We start from the raw sequence: 17,948 nt of genomic DNA, 5'->3' as shown, positions 1-17,948 counted from the left end.
CTCCTTCATTCGTAAGGGCCGGTGCGCGACACATGGACATTGTATTCGTGCAGCGCCGGATCGGCATTCATGGCCAAGAAGATCGGAGCCAGGCGTTCGGTCCATTCGCAAATGCCCGCCTCGTTTCCGATCAGGTCCTGACGGATCTCGAGCAGCGCATGCGGTATGCCGGTGACCATGCAGTGCCGGTACATCGTATCGCCTTTGAGTGCGCCGTCATACGGTTCGTTGTCGCCGACCATCAGATCGGGATCGCGGCTCAGCATGTCAAGCAGAGGGGCGACGGCGCGGTGGTCGCTGTCCCAGAGGACGGCGGCGTGCCATGGCCGCGCTACGCCTTTCCAGGCAGGCGTATAGGAATGAAGCGAGAGCACGAGCGGCGCCTTGCCGGTCGCGTTGGCGACCTTGTCGATCGTCTTGGAGACGGCACTGTGATAGGGCCGGTGGAACGCCTCGATGCGGTAGTTCCACTCCTCATCCGTGATCGGATGATTGCCAGGAATGATCGCGCCGTCGGAAATCTTCATGATCAGCGTCGGGTCGTCCTCGCCGCGGTTCGGGTCGATTAGAAGCCGCGAAAAACCGCCAAGAACGGCCGGAACCCCCAGCCTCGCAGAGAGCTCCCGCACCAAGCCTTCTATGCCTATGTCATAGGCGATATGGCGGGAGAAGGCGGATTCGGGAAGCCCGAGCCTACCATACCGTTCAGGCAGGCGGTTCATCGCGTGATCGCCTAGAATCACCATGCCGCTGTCATGATTTCCAGGTAGAATTTCGAAGGATTGGAAGGGATTCATCAGGGAATTGCCGATCGTCATTTGGCGCTCGTCGTCACTGATCGCATGCACATGCTGCAGCTTCAAGCGCAATGCGCCCCAGCCCGCGGCAAGTCAGTGATCACGAGCAGGTTATGAAAGGAATATAATCGATTAGCATCGCGTTGACATTCGTTTGATGGCGGCGCAAGAAGGCACGGACAACGAATAACCGTGGGAGCCATTCGGAAGCCGTGTTGATGCAAGCCGCACCAAGTTTCCTCACCCGGTCCGGGATTGCCCGTTTCGCCTTATTTGCATTCGCTGCCCTCTCACCGTTTTTCGCTGCCGATGTTGCCCGCGCCGATTTTCGCGTCTGCAACGGCACGCAGAACCTTGTGGGTGTGGCGATCGGATACCGTGCCAAGGACGGGTGGATCACTGAAGGCTGGTGGCAGGTCCCGGCAACGACCTGCGCGACGCTGATCGAAGGAGAATTGCAGTCGCGATACTATTACCTCTACGCAGAGGATGCCGCCCGGGGGGGACGTTGGACGGGTGACATCCAGATGTGCGTAGCGGAAAACGAGTTCAAGATCGCGGGCGTGCAGGACTGCTATGCCCGCGGTTACCAGAGGATGGGATTCAAGGAATATGACACGGGCCGCCAGGGCAGCTGGATGGTCCAACTTTCCGACACTCCCGGCACGCAAGAAAGTCCGAATTGATGAAGCGTAACCGCAAAGTGAAAATCCTCGCGACGCTCGGCCCCGCCTCGAGCGAAGAAGCGATGATCGAAAAGCTGCACCAGGCCGGTGCCGACGTTTTCCGTATCAACATGAGCCATGCAAGCCATGATCTGATGCGCACTCTGATCCAGCGTATTCGCGCCGTCGAGGCGCGCTCCGGTCGTCCGATCGGCATCCTGGCCGATTTGCAGGGGCCGAAGCTTCGTGTCGGCAAGTTTGCGGAAACCAAGGTTGAACTCAAGCCGGGCCAGACCTTTACGCTCGACAACAATGACGCACCCGGTGATGCAAGCCGTGTCTTCCTGCCGCATCCGGAAATTCTCGAAGCCGTCAAGCCCGGCCACCGTCTGCTGATCGATGATGGCAAGCTCGCATTGCGCGCCGAAAAGTGCGACGGCAAGAGCATCGTTACGACGGTCATTTCCGGCACGAAGATCTCGGACCGCAAGGGCATCAGCCTTCCCGACACACTGCTCGGCGTCGGCGTTCTGACGGACAAGGACCGTACCGATCTCGATGCCGTTCTGGCGACCGATGACGTCGACTGGGTCGCGCTCTCTTTCGTCCAGCGCCCGGAAGATCTCGCGGAGGTCCGCAAGATCGCCAGGGGTCGGGTCGGCCTGATGTCGAAGATCGAGAAGCCCCAGGCAATCGAGCGCATCGAAGAAATCATCGAACTCTCGGATGCCTTGATGGTCGCCCGCGGCGATCTCGGCGTCGAGATGCCGCTCGAATCCGTTCCGGGCATCCAAAAGCAGCTGATCCGCGCCTGCCGCCGCTCCGGCAAGCCGGTCGTCGTCGCGACCCAGATGCTGGAATCGATGATCTCCGCGCCGGTGCCGACACGCGCCGAAGTCTCGGACGTCGCGACCGCCGTTTTCGAAGGCGCGGATGCCGTCATGCTTTCGGCTGAATCCGCTTCGGGCGACTATCCGGTCGAAGCCGTCGCGACAATGGCGTCGATTGCCAGCGCCATCGAGCGCGAACCGCATTATCCGGGCATCATCTATGCCCAGCGCGCCCAGCCGGAAGCAACCGGTGCCGATGCGATTTCGCTCGCCGCCCGCCAGATCGCCGAGACGCTGAAGCTTTCGGCGATCGTCTGTTACACCTCGTCGGGCACCACGGGCCTGCGCGCTTCGCGCGAGCGCCCACAGGTGCCGGTTCTGGCGCTCTCGCCGATCATCAAGACAGCCCGCCGGCTGGCGATCGTCTGGGGCCTGCACTGTGTCGTCACGCATGACGCGACCGATCTCGACGACATGGTCAACCGGGCCTGCCGCATCGTCGCCGGCGAGGGTTTCGGCAAGCCGGGCGACCGTATCATCATTTCGGCAGGCGTGCCGCTCGGAACGCCGGGCGCCACCAACATGCTCCGCATCGCCTATATCGGCTCGGACGGCCAAAGCGGCATGTGATCCGTTCGCGTTGGCTTGAGCGCGCTGCCTCGGAAGGAAACGGGCTTTTCGTTTTCGGCTTGATCGCTGTCCCGGCAAATGCAAGCTTCCGATATCCAAGCTCTGGAGGGACTTATGGATATCGTCACGCTTCTTGCTTTCGCTGCGGTTTCCTTTGTGGGTATCGCAACGCCGGGGCCGACCGTGCTCCTGGCGCTGACCAACGGTTCGCGTTACGGCGCTCGTCGGGCGATTGCCGGCATGCTGGGTGCCGTACTTTCGGATATCGTTCTGATCGGTGCTGTGGCGATCGGTCTCGGCGCGCTGCTTGCGGCCTCCGAATTCTGGTTCTCCGTGCTGAAATACTTGGGTGCCGCCTATCTTGCCTTTCTCGGCGTCATGATGCTGCGCTCTCAAGGGACGATCGAAACGGCAATGAAGGTGGAAAGCGCCGGCGGCGCCGCTTCAGCCTTTGCGATCGGGCTGAAAAGCTTCATGGTGGCAGTCACGAATCCCAAGGGCTACCTGTTCTTCTCGGCCTTCCTGCCCCAGTTCATCGATCCGGCACTGCCGCAGCCTGCTCAGTATGTGGTGCTTGCCGTCATCTTCGCCTCGATCGATTTCGTGATCATGTTCGGATACGCCGCCTTCGGCGCGCAGGCTGTCCGTCTGCTCAAGAACTCCGGCGCCATGTGGCTTGACCGTATCAGCGGCGGCGCACTCATCGCGCTTGCCGGGTCGTTGGCATTTTATCGGCGCGCGACCGCCTGACCTACGGCAAGGAGACATGGCCGACGCGGTAGATCTGGTCTCCGTTGGAGATCAACGGCATGTCGCGAAAAAGCGTGAAGCGCACAAGGCTCCAGCCGGACGGCTCGAAGGCGGATATCGAGGCCAGCACGCCGCGTCGCGCCGCTTCAGCATGTGACCGCGTGACCTCCTCCTTGCGGATTTCGGCAAGCGGCGCGTAGGCAGGGATCGGCAGGATATCGCAGCTTGCAAACTTTGCGTCTCGCAAGTCCGCGACCTCGGCATTCCATACCATCCAGTGCCTTACCTGCGGCCAGCCGAATGACTGGGTCAGCCCGTTAAAACCGGGTCCGGTGAGGAAATCGCTGGCGCCTTCCGGCTGCTTCCAAAGATAGAATGGGGCATAGAGGTTCTCCCGGCTGCCGAATTCGCCCTTGCGAGCGCTGAGGTAGGCCTTGAATCCAAGATTCGAAAAGCCGTCCAGCATTGGCCCCTTGTCGCGGATCCGGCGATCGATGATCGTCATGTCGTAATCCGAAGGCAGCGTGAAGCTGTATTGCATGGCGATCATTGGGGTGGCTCCATGGGCGCGAGCGCTCGGATTTGCCAATCTGGGTCCGCCATCGAGGCTTCGCCATTGGCGAAGGACCATTCTTCCGGAGAGGTGGTATTGACCACGATCATCACATCTTCAGGCCTCAGGCCCGGAGATTGTCCGAGCAGATCGGCCGCGCGCCGGTAAAAGGCCTTGCGCATCGCGGTCGTGCGGGGCTTGCCCGCGGTGATGGAAAAGAGCACGAAATCGTCCGAACGCGGGCCCCCGAGATAGTGGCGGTCGAAGATCAGTTCACCAGGCTCATGCTGATGAATGACCTGAAAGCGGTCATTCGGAGGCACGTCGAACGTCTCGACCATGGCACGATGAATGTTGTCTGCGAGCGCACGGAGATAATCCGGCGACTTGCCTTTCAGCAGAGAGATTCGAACGAAAGGCATTTGGAGCCTCCTTTTCCTTGCTAATCCAACCTTGACTTCATAATCCTTGCACGTCACGATGATGCAGAAAATCAGAATTTTGTGGATTAAATGTCCTGAAAAACAGGATTAAACGATGCGTAGGATGGTCTTCGACCTCGATGTGCTGCGAACCTTCGCGACTGGAATGGAACTCGGGAACTTTGCAAAGGCGGCGGATCGGCTTGGGCGCTCCACCTCGGCCGTCAGTGCACAGCTCAAGAAACTGGAGGAGCAGGCCGGTACGCCGATATTCCGCAAGGCGGGCCGTGGCCTGGCGTTGACGGAGGCGGGCGAGACGATGCTCGCTTACGCCCGGCGGCTGCTTGAACTTAACGACGAAGCGGCAGTGGCCGTCCAAAGCGTCGAGTTGGAAGGCTGGGTCCGGCTTGGCCTACAAGAGGACTTCGGCGAAAATCTTCTTCCCGATGTTCTCGGCCGTTTCGCCCGTGCCCATCCGAAGGTGCGGATCGAGGCGCGAGTCGTGCGCAACGCGGAACTCCTCGAGCGGGTCACAACGGGAAAACTCGATCTGGCACTCGCTTGGAGCGATGCAACCCTGACCGCCCATTGCGAAAAGATCGGCGAGGTGCCGATGCGCTGGATCGGTCCTGCCGCAGGTGAGCCCGGCTGGAACGCCGCAAGCGGCGAGCCGCTGCCACTCGCCTCGCTGGAGGCGCCCTGTCTGCTGCGAACCGCCGCGACCAATGCGCTGGACAGGGCCAATATTGCCTGGCGGCTTGCCTTCGTCAGCCCGAGCCTCGGCGGGCTGTGGGCTGCGACCGCGGCCGGGTTGGGCGTGACAATACGCACGCCGATCGGCTTGCCGGCAAAGGTCAGGCCGCTGAAGCCCGCCGAACTTGGATTGCCGGAACTGCCGTCGCTGGGCCTTGTGCTTCACCGCGCGGAAGCTGATCCTGATCCGGCGACGGCACGGCTCGCTTCGATCTTGCTGCGGGCGGTAGGCGAGGCGATCTCGGATTTCATGCCGCAACGGGTATCGGAGAATGCGTAGGCGATGACTTCGCTGGGTTAGCCGTATTTCTCGAGAGCGGCGGCAAAGATATCCGCGTCGACATTGCCGCCCGAGGTCACGGCGATGACGTTGTCGCTTTCGAGGGCGTCGCCATGGAAGAGCGCAGCGGCAAGCGCAACCGCCCCGCCGGGCTCGACGACGATCTTCAGCCGTTTGAATGCGAGCGCCATGGCGCGCAGCGCCTCTTCGTCGGTGACGACAATGCCCGCGCCTGCGAGCCGCTGCAGGATCGGGAAGGTGATCTTGCCGGGTTCCGGTGTCATGATCGCATCGCAGATCGTGCCCGTCATCGCCCAGTTGCGTTCGATTCTGCCGGAGGCCAGTGAACGCGTGGTGTCGTCGAAGTCTTTCGGCTCGCAGGGCCGCACGGTGAAGCCCGGCGCACTTGCTTCGAGCGCCAGCGCGATGCCGGACGCCAGCCCGCCGCCGCCGCAGGGAACAAGGACTTCTGCCGACTTAATCCCTTCCTCTTCTGCCTGTTCGGCAATTTCAAGCCCGGTCGTGCCCTGGCCGGCAATCACCAACGGCTCGTCGAAAGGCCTGATCAGAGTGAGGCCGCGCTCGGCCGAAAACCGGCCGCCGATCGCATCGCGATCCCCATTTGCGCGGTCGTAAAGCACCACTTCGGCACCGAAAGCGCGGGTATTGTCGATCTTCAGCGACGGCGCATCGGACGGCATGATAATAACGGAGGGAATGCCGTGAAGCTTTGCGGCAAGGGCAACGCCCTGCGCGTGGTTGCCGGACGAAAAGGCGATAACGCCTTTCGCACGCACTGTAGGATCAAGGCCGGAAACGGCCGACCAGCCGCCGCGGAACTTGAACGAGCCCGAATGCTGCAGACATTCGGCCTTTACGAAGACTTGCCTTCGGGCGATCTCGTTGAGGAATGGGGAAGAAAGAAGCGGCGTTCGCCGTGCATGGCCCCGGAGACGGGCGCGAGCGGCGACGATCATTTCAATGCTGGCCATTATGAGCTCTTTCGGCTGATGGGTCTTCCATGAATATGATGCGCGCCTTCACTTGTGAACGCAGACTTTGTCACCGTGACACAAAAGCCGGCGCTTTCGCATCAGCGGTGTCAGCCATGCCGCCGATGCGCCGGCGCCGGAAGTCGGTCGGGCTCGTGCCGGTCACGCGCAGGAACTCGCGATTGAAGTTCGATTTGCTGATGAAGCCGGAATCGAACATCACGCGCGTCACCGGTTCATCCGTCTTGATCAGTTGATCGCAGGCCGAACGGATGCGGAACTCATTGACATATTGCGAGACGCTGACGCCGTGGATGCGGTTGACGGCAATCGATACGCGGCGGGCAGGCAGGCTCATCTTTCGCGCAATTCGGTTAAGGTTGAGCTCGGGATCGCGATAGATCTCGCGGGATTGCATCAGTGCATCGAGGGAGGCGGCAACTGTGCTGTCCTCTTCCGTCGCCATTAGCGGCGGGGTGGAGGATGTTTCCAGGCGCTGCTCTTCCGCCGGTTGGCCGCTGCTGGCGATGGACGCGGCGCCCCCGAGAACGAGGAGCGTGATGACATTGCCGAGTGCCACGATGGCGCCGCCATGTGTGCCGCCGGTGCGGTCGAAGTCCAGGCTGATGTAGATATCGGCGACCGCGCCAGCAATGAGCGCCGCTGCGGTGATCAGGAGCGAACGATAGGAAAGGAGTGCGCCGTCCAGCCGCGACGCGATAAGTCCGTCCGGGCCATGGCGCGCGAGCCAGAGCAGGGCCGCTCCATAGCCAAGGAAGATGAGGGTCAAAGCAACGCCCATCGGCTCGCGCCAAAATACCAGCAGGGCGGCGATGAGAACCGTTGGAAGGGCATGCGGCCACAGGTGAGCGAATGAAAGCGGCCCTTCCAGCGTCAGGCTCCGGAAGCTGACCCAGGCGAGTGCGGCAATCATTGCTGCCAGAATGACTTGGGCCGGCATCATCGCGAGGACGTCGTAGCCCCAGCGAATTCCGATCAGCACGGACTGCAGCGCATAGATGCCGATGAGAAGCAGGAACGGCCGCTTTTCCGGCGCACGCCAGTCCTCCTGCCGCAGCAGGCGGGTCTGGACGATGAAGAGCAGCAGGGCAACGACGAAGGGAAGCGGAACAAAGATCATGAGGTGACGTCCGGATTCGATGGTGCGATATCAGCACGAGAATGGCCTCAATCGCAATTGCGGGCGACCCGGAACATGATTGAGGTCTCAACAAAGAGGACTGGAAGGCAACCTGATATGGCCGGTCATTTCGACGGCACCATCAAGGAGAACGCCCGATGTCGATAGTCCTGTCCGTTCCCCTGTTTTTCATGATGCTGATATCCGGTTTCGCTGATGTGAGGCCGCTCGGCGAGACCTTTGATGTTTCCAGCATTCGCACGATCGTGATCATTGGCGATGCAAGCTCAATCAAGATCACGACGAAATCGGATGAGCCCTATCGTGCAGCAACCAGCGGCCGCCGGAACGGCTGGTTTTCATCCTGGTATTCGAGCTGGTTCTTCAATATCTGCAAGGACGAGAGCCGGGCAGAAATCGACGGAGCGACATTGACGATCGACGTAGCGATGTCGGCCTTTAGCGACATTGCCGATTGCTCGCCGGAAGTATCGGCGAATGTCCCGCCCGGCAGCGCCGTGCGCATCGAGCAGCAGGTATTCGTGGCGAAACTGAACGGCGACTTCGCAAGTCTTGGCACATCGGGAAAGGCGGCGGACATCACGCTCGACGGCCACGCTTCCAGTGTCGATATCTCCGGCGCCGCCGTTCGCGCAAACCTCACCTACGATGCCGTCAAACACGACGAAAAGATCAAGATCGCCGCACAGTCACTCGATGCCTATCTCGGATTCGGCAAGGATGTCCCAGTCGATTACACCGTGACCGCCAAGGCGTCCTACATTGACAGCCTCGTTCCAAGCGTCCCGGGCGCGCGCCCGGTGGTGAACATCAAGGGAGATTACGTACGCGCCCGGATCCGGTAGCCCAGCCGGCGCTCAATATCCCTTTGCCGAACCCTCGGTGGCACGGCTATCCATCGCACCATAATAGCGCGCGCCGCCACCCTTCTCGATATCGGCAAGGCTCTTGCCGCCGACAAGGATGCCGGCCGCCTGGCCCCATTGGGGCGGACCACTGCCATCGTCGAAGCTGTAGCCCATCGCGGCGAGCGTCTTTATCGTATCCGGAGACAGGGTATAGGGTTCGAGATAGATCTTGTCCGGCTGCCATTGATGATGGATGCGCGGTGCATTGACGGCCTGGCTGATGTCCATGCCGAAATCGATGACGTTCAGGATCGCTTCCAGCGTGATGGTGATGATGCGCGAGCCGCCGGGGCTGCCGATCACCATGAAGGGCTTGCCGTCCCTGGAGATGATCGTCGGGCTCATGGAGGAGAGCGGCGTCTTCTTCGGCGCGATGGCGTTGGCCTCGCCCTGGACGAGCCCGTAGAGGTTCGGCACGCCCGGCTTCGAGGTGAAGTCGTCCATTTCGTTGTTGAGCAGGATGCCGGTGCCGGGGGCCACCACGCCTGCACCGAAGGAGCCGTTCAGCGTATAAGTGACGGCGACCGCGTTGCCCTCGTCGTCGATGATCGAATAATGGGTGGTTTCGACGCTTTCCTTGGCGCCGAGCGGCTTCAGGTTGTCGGATTTACCGGCCTTGTAGGGATCGATCTTCTCGCGGATTTCCTTGGCATAGCCTTTGTCCAGAAGCCTCGAAACCGGGTTGTCGACGAAGTCCGGATCACCAAGCGCGGCGTTGCGGTCGACGTAGGCGTAACGCATGGCCTCGACCATGGCCCGGACTGTCTCGGACGAACCATAACCCATGTAGGAAAGCGGGTAGCCCTCCAGCACGTTCAGGATCTCGCAGATGATGACGCCGCCGGAAGAGGGCGGCGGCGAGGAGACGATGTCGTAGCCACGGTAGTTGCATTCGACCGGCTTTAATTCGCGCACGCTGTATTGCTCGAAATCTTCCTTGGCGAGAACGCCGCCTTTCGCCTGGCTTGCCTTCACGATCGCCTCGGCAGGTGCGGCCTTGTAGAAGGCGTCCGTGCCCTTCTCGGAAATACCGGACAGCACCGCGGCGAGTTCGGGCTGCACGAGCTTTTCTCCCGCGGAATAAGGTTTGCCATCCGGCTTCAGGAAGATCTTTGCGGCAGCTTCATCTTTTGCGAGGCGCTTTGCGCTTGAGGCGAAAGTCGCCGCGTCGCCCTGTTCCAACGTAAAGCCGTCCTTGGCAAAGCGGATCGCCGGCGCCAGCAACTCGGCGCGCGGTTTGGTGCCATATCGCTCGCGCGCCGTTTCGAAGCCCATGATCGAGCCCGGTACGCCGACGGCGAGATAGCCGTCCAAACTGGCGCGCGGAACGATATCGCCTTTGGCATCGAGATACATGGTCTTGGTGGCGGCAAGCGGCGCGCGCTCACGAAAATCGAGGAAGGTCGTCTTGCCGTCCTTCAGCCGGATCGTCATGAAGCCGCCGCCGCCAATATTGCCCGCCGTCGGATAGACGACTGCCAGCGCGTAGCCGACCGCCACTGCCGCATCCACGGCATTGCCGCCGCTCTTCAAAATTTCGACACCGACATCCGTCGCCAGATGCTGTGCGGTTACGACCATGCCATGTTCGGCTTCGACGGGCGCAGGCGAGGCGGCGAAAGCCGGTGCGAGTGGAAAGACGACAAAGGCAAAAGCGGTCAATAGCGAAATGGCTTTAATGCGCAAGCGTGCCATCACGTCCCCTCCAAACCATCAAATTATTCGGAGGGATATGGTTTCGTTTTGGCGGTGCGCAAGTCCGCTCAGGCGGCAATTGCTTTGCCGCCTGACAACCTTTCTTCGGCAACCCGCACGGCGGCCTCAAGATCGCGCGGCATTCCGGCGATATTTTCCAGTGCGGCGATGGCGACATCGGTCGCGAGATAGTCAGGCTTATGGCCGACGCCCTTGATCTTCAGCAGTTTGGAGCCGGCGATGTCGCGGGCAAGGCCTTGAGAATGCAGGTGCTCCCAGACGATGCCGTCGCTGTCGCCGGTAATGATGACGGTCGGCGCCGTGATGCGGGTATAGAAGGGCGACTGCGCCTTCAGATATTCAAGCAACCTGATGAAATCGGTGGCGTTGGCATGAAACGTCTTCGGCCGCAACACCAGGGACGGCCCAGTCTTTAAGATGTAATCAGCCGGGCGCGGATTGGGCCGGAAGACGTTAAGCGTAACCTGCTCCAGCCGCCACAGGCCCAGTGGCACGACAACAACTCGACTAAAGAGCCAGCCGATCAGCGGCACGGTCGTGATATGATAATACCAGTCGATGCCGCCCGGCCACGGATGCGTCGCCGGGGCAAGGAAGAGGAGACCGGCGGCCTTTTCCGGATGGTGCACGCCGAAGGCCGCGGCGATCGCACCGCCGAAGGAGTGACCGACGATGATCGCCTTTTCAATCCCGCGCTTTTCCATGAGCTTTGCGATCGCATCCGCTTGGCCGGAAGGAAATGCGTTCTCCGGTCCTCCGCGTTCCGAATAGCCATGTCCGGGACGGTCGACGAAGAGCATTTCCGCGCGCCCTTCGAGCGGCAGTAGGAAGGCGCCGATCTGGTCGAGCAGATTGCCGCTCGCGCCATGGATAAAGACCAGGGGCGGTAGGTCGGCGGTGTCGGGGCGGGGGATGTGCACGGCGTTCATCCTGTAGCCGTCGATATCGGCCAGTTCGCCGATATTGGGAAATGCCTGTTCAAACTGCCGGGCTTTGTAGGACGAATAGCCGATAGCGGCAGCGATGGGGACGAGAATGGCGGAAATTTCGGCAAGCATGGCTTTGAACCGGCAACAGTTACGGCACGGAGCCGTAAGATTGCGCATGCCGGTTCGGCGTCAAGATCAGGTCCGGCTTCCGGCGAGTTTTTCGGAGAGGGTATTCGCCTGCTGCTGCGCCGCGCGGTTTGCCGGGTAGACCTCCAGGAAGCGCTCCCAGGCTTTCAAGGTGAGTTGGTCATTGCCCGACATATTGAGAATCGTCGCCAATCCCGAGAGTGCACCGAAGTGGCGCGGCTCGAGATCGAGCACGTGCTCAATGTCGGACATCGACTTCCGGTAATTGCCCATGGCGTAATTCAGCGTTGCGCGGCGGTTCCAGCTTTCGGCGTAGTCAGGCTTCAGCGCGATCGCCTGATCGAGGAAATCAAGGGCTGCAGGACTGCGCTTTTCCTCGATCGCCTTGTCGGCCCACTGCATCAGCAAGTTCACGGTGGCGCTGCCGGAATTATTCCACTCGAGGCGGATTTCCTCCGCAATGCCGCTCGCCTTGTCCGGATCGCGCTCGCGCTTCAGCTGGGCATAGAGATTGTCGAGATGCTGTTTCGGAGAGGCATTGGCATCCGGCTGCTCGACAATAACTTCCTTCTCCGCGGCAGCGGCAGGGAAAGCAGGAGCAAGGAAACCGAGAGCAAGCGGCAGAGCCGCGCAGGTCAAAGCAAAAAAGCGCATGGCGGACAATGTAGCCCGCCAGCGCCGAAGATCAAAGAAAATTTGATGTGATCACCGCAGCGACCCTACCGGAAAAGCCCGCAGCACATAAACGCGCAGGCGCAATCCGGCTCACGCTATGATCAGCCCTGACGAGCCTTGTAGCGCGGGTTGAGCTTGTTGATGATGTAGATGCGGCCCTTGCGGCGAACCAGACGGTTGTCACGGTGGCGAGCCTTGAGCGACTTGAGCGAATTCTTGATCTTCATTTTTCTGATCCGCGATCTCTGTGGGGGAATTTCACATTCGCCCGTATCTTTTAAACAATCAAAAAGCGCGTCTGTGCGCGCTCTTTAGGTTGGGCGTGCAGATAACCCGGCCTCATGTCTGTGTCAACCACATGAAGGCTTTTTCTCGGGCAAAAACCTAGGCTTTCCCCGTTAGTACCGTCACATGCCCCATCTTGCGGCCGGGGCGGGATTCGGTCTTGCCATAGAGGTGGACGAAGGTATCGCGGCGTTTCAGCCAGTCCGGCAGGCTCAAGATATCGTCACCGATGAGGTTCTGCATCACGCATTCGGAATGACGGTCCGCGTTGCCGAGCGGCAGGCCGCCGACGGCACGGATGTGCTGCTCGAACTGCGAGACAACGCAAGCTGCCTCGGTCCAGTGGCCGGAGTTGTGGACGCGCGGGGCCATCTCGTTGGCGATCAGGCTGCCGTCTGCGAGAACGAAGAATTCGATGCCGATGACGCCGACATAGCCGAGCGAGGAGAGGATTGCTTCCGCCGCCTGGTGTGCAGCCGCAGCGGTCGCCTCCGAGATCGACGCGGGCACCGTCGATGTGTGCAGAATGCCGTTGCGATGCACGTTCTCCGCCGGATCAAAGGCGACGACGGTGCCGCTCGCCGCGCGGGCGGCGATGACCGAAATCTCGCGCTCGAAGGTGACGAAGCTCTCCAGAATCAGCGGCACGCCGCCGAGGCCGGCATAGACGCCTTCTGCGCTGTCGGCAGCGGAACGGAATACCTTCTGGCCCTTGCCGTCATAGCCGAAGCGGCGCGTCTTCAGCACGCCCTGGCCGCCGAAGTGCTTCAGGGCCGTGTCAAGCTCGCTTTGGCTGTCGACCGCGTGAAAGCGCGCGGTCGGGATGCCGCATTCATTGATGAAGCGCTTTTCGACAAGACGGTCTTGTGCCACTTCCAACGCCTTAGGCGGGGGGTAGACGGGAACATCTCTTCCCAAGGCCTCGGCTGCGGAAACCGGCACATTCTCGAACTCGTAGGTCACGACGTCACAGACCTTTGCAAGTTCGGCCAGCGCGGCGGGATCGTCATAGGCCGCAACGATCTGGCGGTTGGCGGCCTGCGCGGCGGGACAATCGGCCTGCGGTTCCAGGATGATCGTGCGGAAGTTCAGCCGTGCTGCGGCCATCGCAAGCATGCGGCCGAGCTGGCCGCCGCCGATGATGCCGATCGTCTTTGCCGTCATAGGTTGTCCATGGGATATTCGGCAATCGAGGCGCTTTGCCGTTCGCGATATTCATCGAGACGCTCGGCGATATCCTCGTCCGAAAGCGCAAGAACGGCGGCGGCCAAGAGTGCTGCGTTGATTGCACCTGCCTTGCCGATCGCAAGGGTGCCGACGGGAATGCCACCCGGCATCTGGACGATGGAAAGAAGGCTGTCCTGGCCGGACATCGTCTTCGACTGGACGGGAACGCCGAAAACCGGAAGCGGCGTCAGCGCGGCCGTCATGCCGGGAAGGTGGGCGGCGCCGCCCGCACCGGCGATGATCACCTTGAAGCCCTCGTCGCGCGCGGTCTTGGCAAAATTCACCATGCGCTCGGGCGTCCGATGCGCCGAAATAATGCGCGCTTCATAAGGAATCTCCAGCGCCTCCAGCGTGTCGGCGGCGTTTTTCATGGTCTCCCAGTCGGACTGGCTGCCCATGATGATGGCGACGGGCGGTCTGTCTGTCAGCGTCAACGGCATTACCCTTTCAGGCGATGATATCCGGAATGATCTGGTCTTCCAGCTTAGTCAGCTTGTCCTTGATGGCGAGCTTCTTCTTTTTCATGCGCTGGATGCGCAGCGCGTCGCATCCCATGGCAATCATGGCGTTGATCGCGGCGTCGTAATCCTCGTGCTCCTGACGCAAGCGCGCTGCCATGAGCCTGATTTCCGCCTGTTCCTGATCGGCCATTCGTGTTCCCCATAATCGTCTTCGGACGTTGTCCGGCCTGCCGATGATTTCCGCAAGCTCCTATCACCAAATAGCGGCAGCGGCTAGTTAGTGTTGAACATGAATTTGCCATGGACTGAGCACGTTTTCGCCTTCGACAAGGATGTAAAAATATGTCACATTCCAAAAGTTGACGCCTAGAACTCCAGCGATGGATGGCTGGGGAAGGCAAGAGGAAGGAAGGGTCAAATGACTGTTCAAGCTCATCTTGAGTCACTCGAAAAAAAGCATGTAGCTCTTGAGGAGGAGTTACATTCGCTGATGGCATCCCCCTCCAGAAAAGACACCGACATTGCGGATTGCAAGCGCAGAAAGCTGCGCATCAAAGACGAAATCCAACGTCTGAAATCATCCGTTCACTAAGCGATAATGCCGATTGCCGGCGTGCTGATCCTGCAGCATAAAGAGGATAAAATCCAATCTTTCAAATGGGTTAGTTATAACCGGCGATTTTTGAGAAAAATCATGCGCCAGTCCCAAACAGTGCGGAGTTGGGCTGGCGCATTTCTTTTGGACGAAGGCTTCACGCCCAGAATTGATCAAGCCACAGATTGAGTTTGTCGAAGCCGCGGTTGTTGACCGCATAGATGCGCCTCGTGCCTTCGGAGGTTACCGACACGAGGTTGCTGTCAAGCAGCGCCTTCAGATGCTGCGAGACCGCCGGCCGGCTGATCGGCAGGCTTTCGGCGAGCTCGTTGACCGTTCGTGGCGCGCGCCGCAACTGCTCCAGCAGGAACCGCCGGTTCGGATCTGATATCGCGGCGAAAGGGTCGGTGGTCGACATGGCGAAAAGCTACGTCAAAGGCAGCTTCCGGGCAAGGAAATTGTGCGCCGCAACCGGGCGGCCCTTGCCGGCGTCAGGACCTAGAATCCAAGCCCTTCGTGAATGATCAGAAGCGCTGCGATCAGTGCCATCGCATACATGAACGGGTAGAATATCTCCGGCTTCATGCGCTTCACGCACCAGGCGCCAGCAATGGTCGCAAACGGGGCGAAAGGAAGCAATGTCGCCGATGTCACGAGATTCTTGGTATCGAGCTGGCCGAGCGCAAAGTAAGGAATGAGTTTCACCGCGTTCAGGATGGCAAAGAAACGCACGCCGGTGCCGGTGAATTCGCGTGGCGGCAGTTTCAAGGGCAGGGCGTAGATCTGAAACGGCGCGCCACCGGCATGGGCGACGAAACTGCCATAGCCGGAAAGCGTGCCCCAGGCGCTCGCAAGCAAGGGACGCTGGCCGCGCGGCAGGACGACCTCTCCTGCGCCGGGGCCGAAATTGTTCCAGAAATAGCGGGCGCAGAAGAGTACGGTGACTGCACCGATGACCACGCGCAGGACACTGCCGGGCACCAGTGCGGATGTCGCCCAGCCGACCGCGATGCCGAAGAGGGCACCCGGCAGCATGATCTTCAGCGTCGTCCAGTCGCCGTGCTTGCGCCAGACAACAAGCGAGATCATGTCCATGAAGATCAGGATCGGCAGCAGGATGGCGGCTGCTTCGACAGGCGAGACAACCAGGGCTAAAATAGGGACGCCGATCAAGGCCAGTGCGTCGCCCATGCCGCCCTTGGCGAGGCCGACGAGCAGCACGGCCGGCACCGCGGCATAAAAGAATGACAGTTCCGGCAGCATGCTTTTCAAGTCCTCCCCTTGCCAGCCCCGTCTAACGGAATTACTCACACAAAACGAGTGTGGATTTGCCGCCTACTGGCGAAATCCGCTGAAAATGGAAAGAGTTCATGACCGGACCGGAAAACCGCTGCCGCCTTGTCCTGATCGTCCCGGACATCGCGGATGCCGACGAGCAGGCAAATATTGTCGCCGACGCGCTGAAGGGCGGCGACGTTGCCTCGGTGATCGTGCCGCAATACGGGCTCGATGCCGGCGCGTTTCAAAAACATGCCGAGAAACTTGTTCCGATCATCCAGAATGCAGGGGCAGCGGCGCTGATTGCGGGCGACAGCCGCGTCGCCGGACGCTCGAAGGCAGACGGTTTGCATTTGACGGGTTCAGCCGCCGAAATCGCCGAGGCGATCGACAAACATGCCGGCAAGCTGATCATCGGCGGCGGTAAAGCGACCGACCGCCACACGGCTTTGGAGATCGGCGAGGCGCGGCCGGACTATATTTTCTTCGGCAAACTGGATGGCGACATCAAGCCGGAGGCGCATCCGAAGAACGTGGCGCTCGGCGAATGGTGGGCCTCGATGATCGAAATTCCCTGCATCGTCATGGGCGGGACCGATCCGGCTTCTGCCCTTGTCGTCGCCGACACCGGTGCCGAGTTCGTGGCATTGCGCCTGGCGGTGTTTGGCGAGCCGGGGCTGGCCCCGTCAGTCGTCGCTCGGGTCAACGCACTTCTTGACGAAAAAGCGCCACGGTTTGGGGATTGATATCGCGGCCATGCCGATCCTCTCCGCCAGTTTGCGCCGATCCCTCCTGTCTGCCGCCGTTTTCGCGGCTGTTTTGCCGTATGGCGCTTCGGCGCAGACGGTCGACAACGTCGTGACACGTCCGCTGGGTTCTAAAGCCGAACCGTTCAAGACCAACCGGCCGTCGGAAGGAGCGCAGCCCTCGACCGGTCTCGGCGTGCTGGATCGCATGGGCGCCAAACTGCCCGACCTGCCGCCGGAGAAGGATTACAAAGGGCCGATCGATACGGCTTACGGCGCCTATCAGCGTGGTTATTACCTGACGGCCATGCAGCTGGCGCTGCCGCGCGCGCAGCTCGGGGATCCGGCAGCGCAGACGCTCATTGCGGAAATGCAGTATGCCGGGCTCGGTGTTCGCCGCGATCTGAAGAGCGCGGCATTCTGGTACGGCAAGGCCGCCGAAGGCGGCGATGTGGCGGCGATGTTCAAATATTCGCTGATCCTGATGGCGGGAGAGCTCGTGCCGCGCGATAAGGCGAAGGCGGACGATTACATGCGCCGGGCGGCCGACGGCGGCAATTCTTCAGCGCAATTCAATTGGGGGCAGTTGCTGACGACCGATCATCCCGGCCCCGAAGGACTGAAGCTCGCGCTTCCCTACTATGAGAAGTCCGCCCAGCAGGGCATTGCCGATGCCCAATATGCCGTGGCGCAAATCTATTCCGTGCTTGCCGATCTACCGAAGCAGAAAAAGAAGCTGGCGCGCGAATGGCTCGCCCGCGCAGCGCGCGCAGGTTACGACACCGCGCAGCTCGATCTCGGCGTCTGGCTCGTCAATGGCACAAACGGACCGCGGGACTTCGTGAAGGGCTTTCAGTGGATGAAGCTCGCTGCCAATCGCGGTAACGTCGCGGCGCAGAACAAGCTCGCACATCTTTATATCGGTGCGCTCGGCACCAAGCCGGACCCGGTCGAAGCGGCGAAATGGTACGTGCTCTCCCGCCGGGCAGGGTTGTCCGATCCGGAGCTTGAGGATTTCTATCTCGGTATCGAGGACGCTCAGCAAAAGCAGGCGATCGACCGCGCCAACAAGTTCCGCCGCCTGCCCTGAGGTTCACAAACAGGGCGTCGGCCACGCCTTCGGTGCCGGCGACCTCTTTCAGCCTCT

At 60.8% G+C, this 17,948-nt stretch carries 22 protein-coding genes; 8 read left to right on the top strand and 14 right to left on the bottom strand.

Annotation, left to right across the window (positions count from 1 at the left end; translation table 11 throughout):
• Positions 1 to 5: 5 nt before the first annotated feature.
• Complete coding sequence (locus tag A3C3_RS0117215; protein ID WP_028739730.1) at positions 6 to 797, bottom strand: N-formylglutamate amidohydrolase; 792 nt, start codon at positions 795 to 797, stop codon at positions 6 to 8.
• Between the two features lie 218 nt (positions 798 to 1,015).
• On the opposite strand from A3C3_RS0117215, the gene A3C3_RS0117210 reads away from it, so the two are divergent.
• From A3C3_RS0117210 to A3C3_RS0117200, 3 genes are all read left to right on the top strand, one after another.
• Positions 1,016 to 1,483: a DUF1036 domain-containing protein gene (locus A3C3_RS0117210; protein ID WP_022715823.1), complete on the top strand. Its 468-nt coding sequence runs from the start codon at positions 1,016 to 1,018 to the stop codon at positions 1,481 to 1,483.
• On the top strand, positions 1,483 to 2,922 hold the full coding sequence (pyk, locus tag A3C3_RS0117205) for a pyruvate kinase (protein WP_022715822.1): 1,440 nt from the start codon (positions 1,483 to 1,485) through the stop codon (positions 2,920 to 2,922). Before A3C3_RS0117210 ends, pyk begins: the two co-directional genes overlap by 1 nt.
• Before the next feature lie 114 nt (positions 2,923 to 3,036).
• Positions 3,037 to 3,672: a LysE family translocator gene (locus A3C3_RS0117200; RefSeq protein WP_022715821.1), complete on the top strand. Its 636-nt coding sequence runs from the start codon at positions 3,037 to 3,039 to the stop codon at positions 3,670 to 3,672.
• Position 3,673: 1 nt separating this feature from the next.
• On the opposite strand, the gene A3C3_RS0117195 is transcribed toward A3C3_RS0117200, so the two are convergent.
• Both A3C3_RS0117195 and A3C3_RS0117190 read right to left on the bottom strand, forming a co-directional pair.
• Entirely contained in the window at positions 3,674 to 4,222 is a 549-nt protein-coding gene (locus A3C3_RS0117195) for a DUF4865 family protein (protein WP_022715820.1), read from the bottom strand.
• Entirely contained in the window at positions 4,219 to 4,647 is a 429-nt protein-coding gene (locus A3C3_RS0117190; protein ID WP_022715819.1) for a tautomerase family protein, read from the bottom strand. The genes A3C3_RS0117195 and A3C3_RS0117190 overlap by 4 nt, the downstream gene beginning before the upstream one ends.
• Positions 4,648 to 4,762: 115 nt before the next feature.
• Here A3C3_RS0117190 and A3C3_RS0117185 point away from each other — a divergent pair, with 115 nt between their 5' ends.
• Complete coding sequence (locus tag A3C3_RS0117185) at positions 4,763 to 5,680, top strand: LysR substrate-binding domain-containing protein (RefSeq protein WP_028739728.1); 918 nt, start codon at positions 4,763 to 4,765, stop codon at positions 5,678 to 5,680.
• A gap of 17 nt (positions 5,681 to 5,697) precedes the next feature.
• On the opposite strand, the gene A3C3_RS0117180 is transcribed toward A3C3_RS0117185, so the two are convergent.
• Together A3C3_RS0117180 and A3C3_RS38620 are read right to left on the bottom strand one after the other, a co-directional pair.
• A complete protein-coding gene (locus tag A3C3_RS0117180; RefSeq protein ID WP_022715817.1) occupies positions 5,698 to 6,672 on the bottom strand; it encodes a threonine ammonia-lyase in 975 nt (324 codons plus the stop codon).
• A 70-nt stretch (positions 6,673 to 6,742) separates the two neighbouring features.
• A complete protein-coding gene (locus tag A3C3_RS38620) occupies positions 6,743 to 7,813 on the bottom strand; it encodes a helix-turn-helix domain-containing protein (protein ID WP_022715816.1) in 1,071 nt (356 codons plus the stop codon).
• 158 nt (positions 7,814 to 7,971) lie between these two features.
• Here A3C3_RS38620 and A3C3_RS0117170 point away from each other — a divergent pair, with 158 nt between their 5' ends.
• A complete protein-coding gene (locus tag A3C3_RS0117170; protein WP_022715815.1) occupies positions 7,972 to 8,679 on the top strand; it encodes a hypothetical protein in 708 nt (235 codons plus the stop codon).
• Positions 8,680 to 8,691: 12 nt separating this feature from the next.
• Here the strand turns inward: A3C3_RS0117170 and ggt are convergent, their stop codons facing one another.
• From ggt to A3C3_RS0117135, 7 genes are all read right to left on the bottom strand, one after another.
• Positions 8,692 to 10,437 (bottom strand): gamma-glutamyltransferase, encoded by a 1,746-nt coding sequence (gene ggt / locus A3C3_RS0117165; RefSeq protein WP_022715814.1) that lies wholly within the window; start codon positions 10,435 to 10,437, stop codon positions 8,692 to 8,694.
• Between the two features lie 68 nt (positions 10,438 to 10,505).
• The gene (locus A3C3_RS38615; protein ID WP_022715813.1) at positions 10,506 to 11,516 is read right to left on the bottom strand and encodes an alpha/beta hydrolase; all 1,011 of its coding nucleotides are present in this window, start codon (positions 11,514 to 11,516) and stop codon (positions 10,506 to 10,508) included.
• Positions 11,517 to 11,582: 66 nt separating this feature from the next.
• Positions 11,583 to 12,197 (bottom strand): tetratricopeptide repeat protein, encoded by a 615-nt coding sequence (locus A3C3_RS0117155; RefSeq protein WP_022715812.1) that lies wholly within the window; start codon positions 12,195 to 12,197, stop codon positions 11,583 to 11,585.
• A 113-nt stretch (positions 12,198 to 12,310) separates the two neighbouring features.
• Complete coding sequence (ykgO, locus tag A3C3_RS0117150; protein ID WP_003582204.1) at positions 12,311 to 12,436, bottom strand: type B 50S ribosomal protein L36; 126 nt, start codon at positions 12,434 to 12,436, stop codon at positions 12,311 to 12,313.
• A gap of 157 nt (positions 12,437 to 12,593) precedes the next feature.
• The gene (locus A3C3_RS0117145) at positions 12,594 to 13,658 is read right to left on the bottom strand and encodes a 5-(carboxyamino)imidazole ribonucleotide synthase (RefSeq protein ID WP_022715811.1); all 1,065 of its coding nucleotides are present in this window, start codon (positions 13,656 to 13,658) and stop codon (positions 12,594 to 12,596) included.
• Positions 13,655 to 14,149: a 5-(carboxyamino)imidazole ribonucleotide mutase gene (gene purE, locus A3C3_RS0117140; RefSeq protein WP_028739727.1), complete on the bottom strand. Its 495-nt coding sequence runs from the start codon at positions 14,147 to 14,149 to the stop codon at positions 13,655 to 13,657. Before purE ends, A3C3_RS0117145 begins: the two co-directional genes overlap by 4 nt.
• A 19-nt stretch (positions 14,150 to 14,168) precedes the next feature.
• On the bottom strand, positions 14,169 to 14,372 hold the full coding sequence (locus tag A3C3_RS0117135; protein WP_027508067.1) for a YdcH family protein: 204 nt from the start codon (positions 14,370 to 14,372) through the stop codon (positions 14,169 to 14,171).
• 228 nt (positions 14,373 to 14,600) lie between these two features.
• Between A3C3_RS0117135 and A3C3_RS43755 the strand changes: the two genes are divergently transcribed.
• On the top strand, positions 14,601 to 14,774 hold the full coding sequence (locus A3C3_RS43755; RefSeq protein ID WP_022715810.1) for a YdcH family protein: 174 nt from the start codon (positions 14,601 to 14,603) through the stop codon (positions 14,772 to 14,774).
• A gap of 160 nt (positions 14,775 to 14,934) precedes the next feature.
• On the opposite strand, the gene A3C3_RS0117125 is transcribed toward A3C3_RS43755, so the two are convergent.
• Both A3C3_RS0117125 and A3C3_RS0117120 read right to left on the bottom strand, forming a co-directional pair.
• Positions 14,935 to 15,195, bottom strand: a complete 261-nt coding sequence (locus A3C3_RS0117125) for an ArsR/SmtB family transcription factor (RefSeq protein WP_022715809.1) — start codon at positions 15,193 to 15,195, stop codon at positions 14,935 to 14,937.
• Between the two features lie 80 nt (positions 15,196 to 15,275).
• Positions 15,276 to 16,040: a sulfite exporter TauE/SafE family protein gene (locus tag A3C3_RS0117120; protein ID WP_028739726.1), complete on the bottom strand. Its 765-nt coding sequence runs from the start codon at positions 16,038 to 16,040 to the stop codon at positions 15,276 to 15,278.
• A 107-nt stretch (positions 16,041 to 16,147) separates the two neighbouring features.
• On the opposite strand from A3C3_RS0117120, the gene A3C3_RS0117115 reads away from it, so the two are divergent.
• Complete coding sequence (locus A3C3_RS0117115) at positions 16,148 to 16,801, top strand: thiamine phosphate synthase (protein ID WP_028739725.1); 654 nt, start codon at positions 16,148 to 16,150, stop codon at positions 16,799 to 16,801.
• A 10-nt stretch (positions 16,802 to 16,811) separates the two neighbouring features.
• Positions 16,812 to 17,891 carry a tetratricopeptide repeat protein gene (locus tag A3C3_RS0117110; protein WP_028739724.1) on the top strand — a complete coding sequence of 360 codons (1,080 nt, stop codon included), beginning with the start codon at positions 16,812 to 16,814 and terminating at the stop codon, positions 17,889 to 17,891.
• Positions 17,892 to 17,948: the final 57 nt, after the last annotated feature.

Source organism: Rhizobium mongolense USDA 1844, from assembly GCF_000419765.1.
Classification (GTDB): Bacteria; Pseudomonadota; Alphaproteobacteria; order Rhizobiales; family Rhizobiaceae; genus Rhizobium; species Rhizobium mongolense.
The sequence above is the reverse complement of the archived record's forward strand: the minus strand, read 5'-3'. Positions and strand labels throughout refer to the sequence as shown.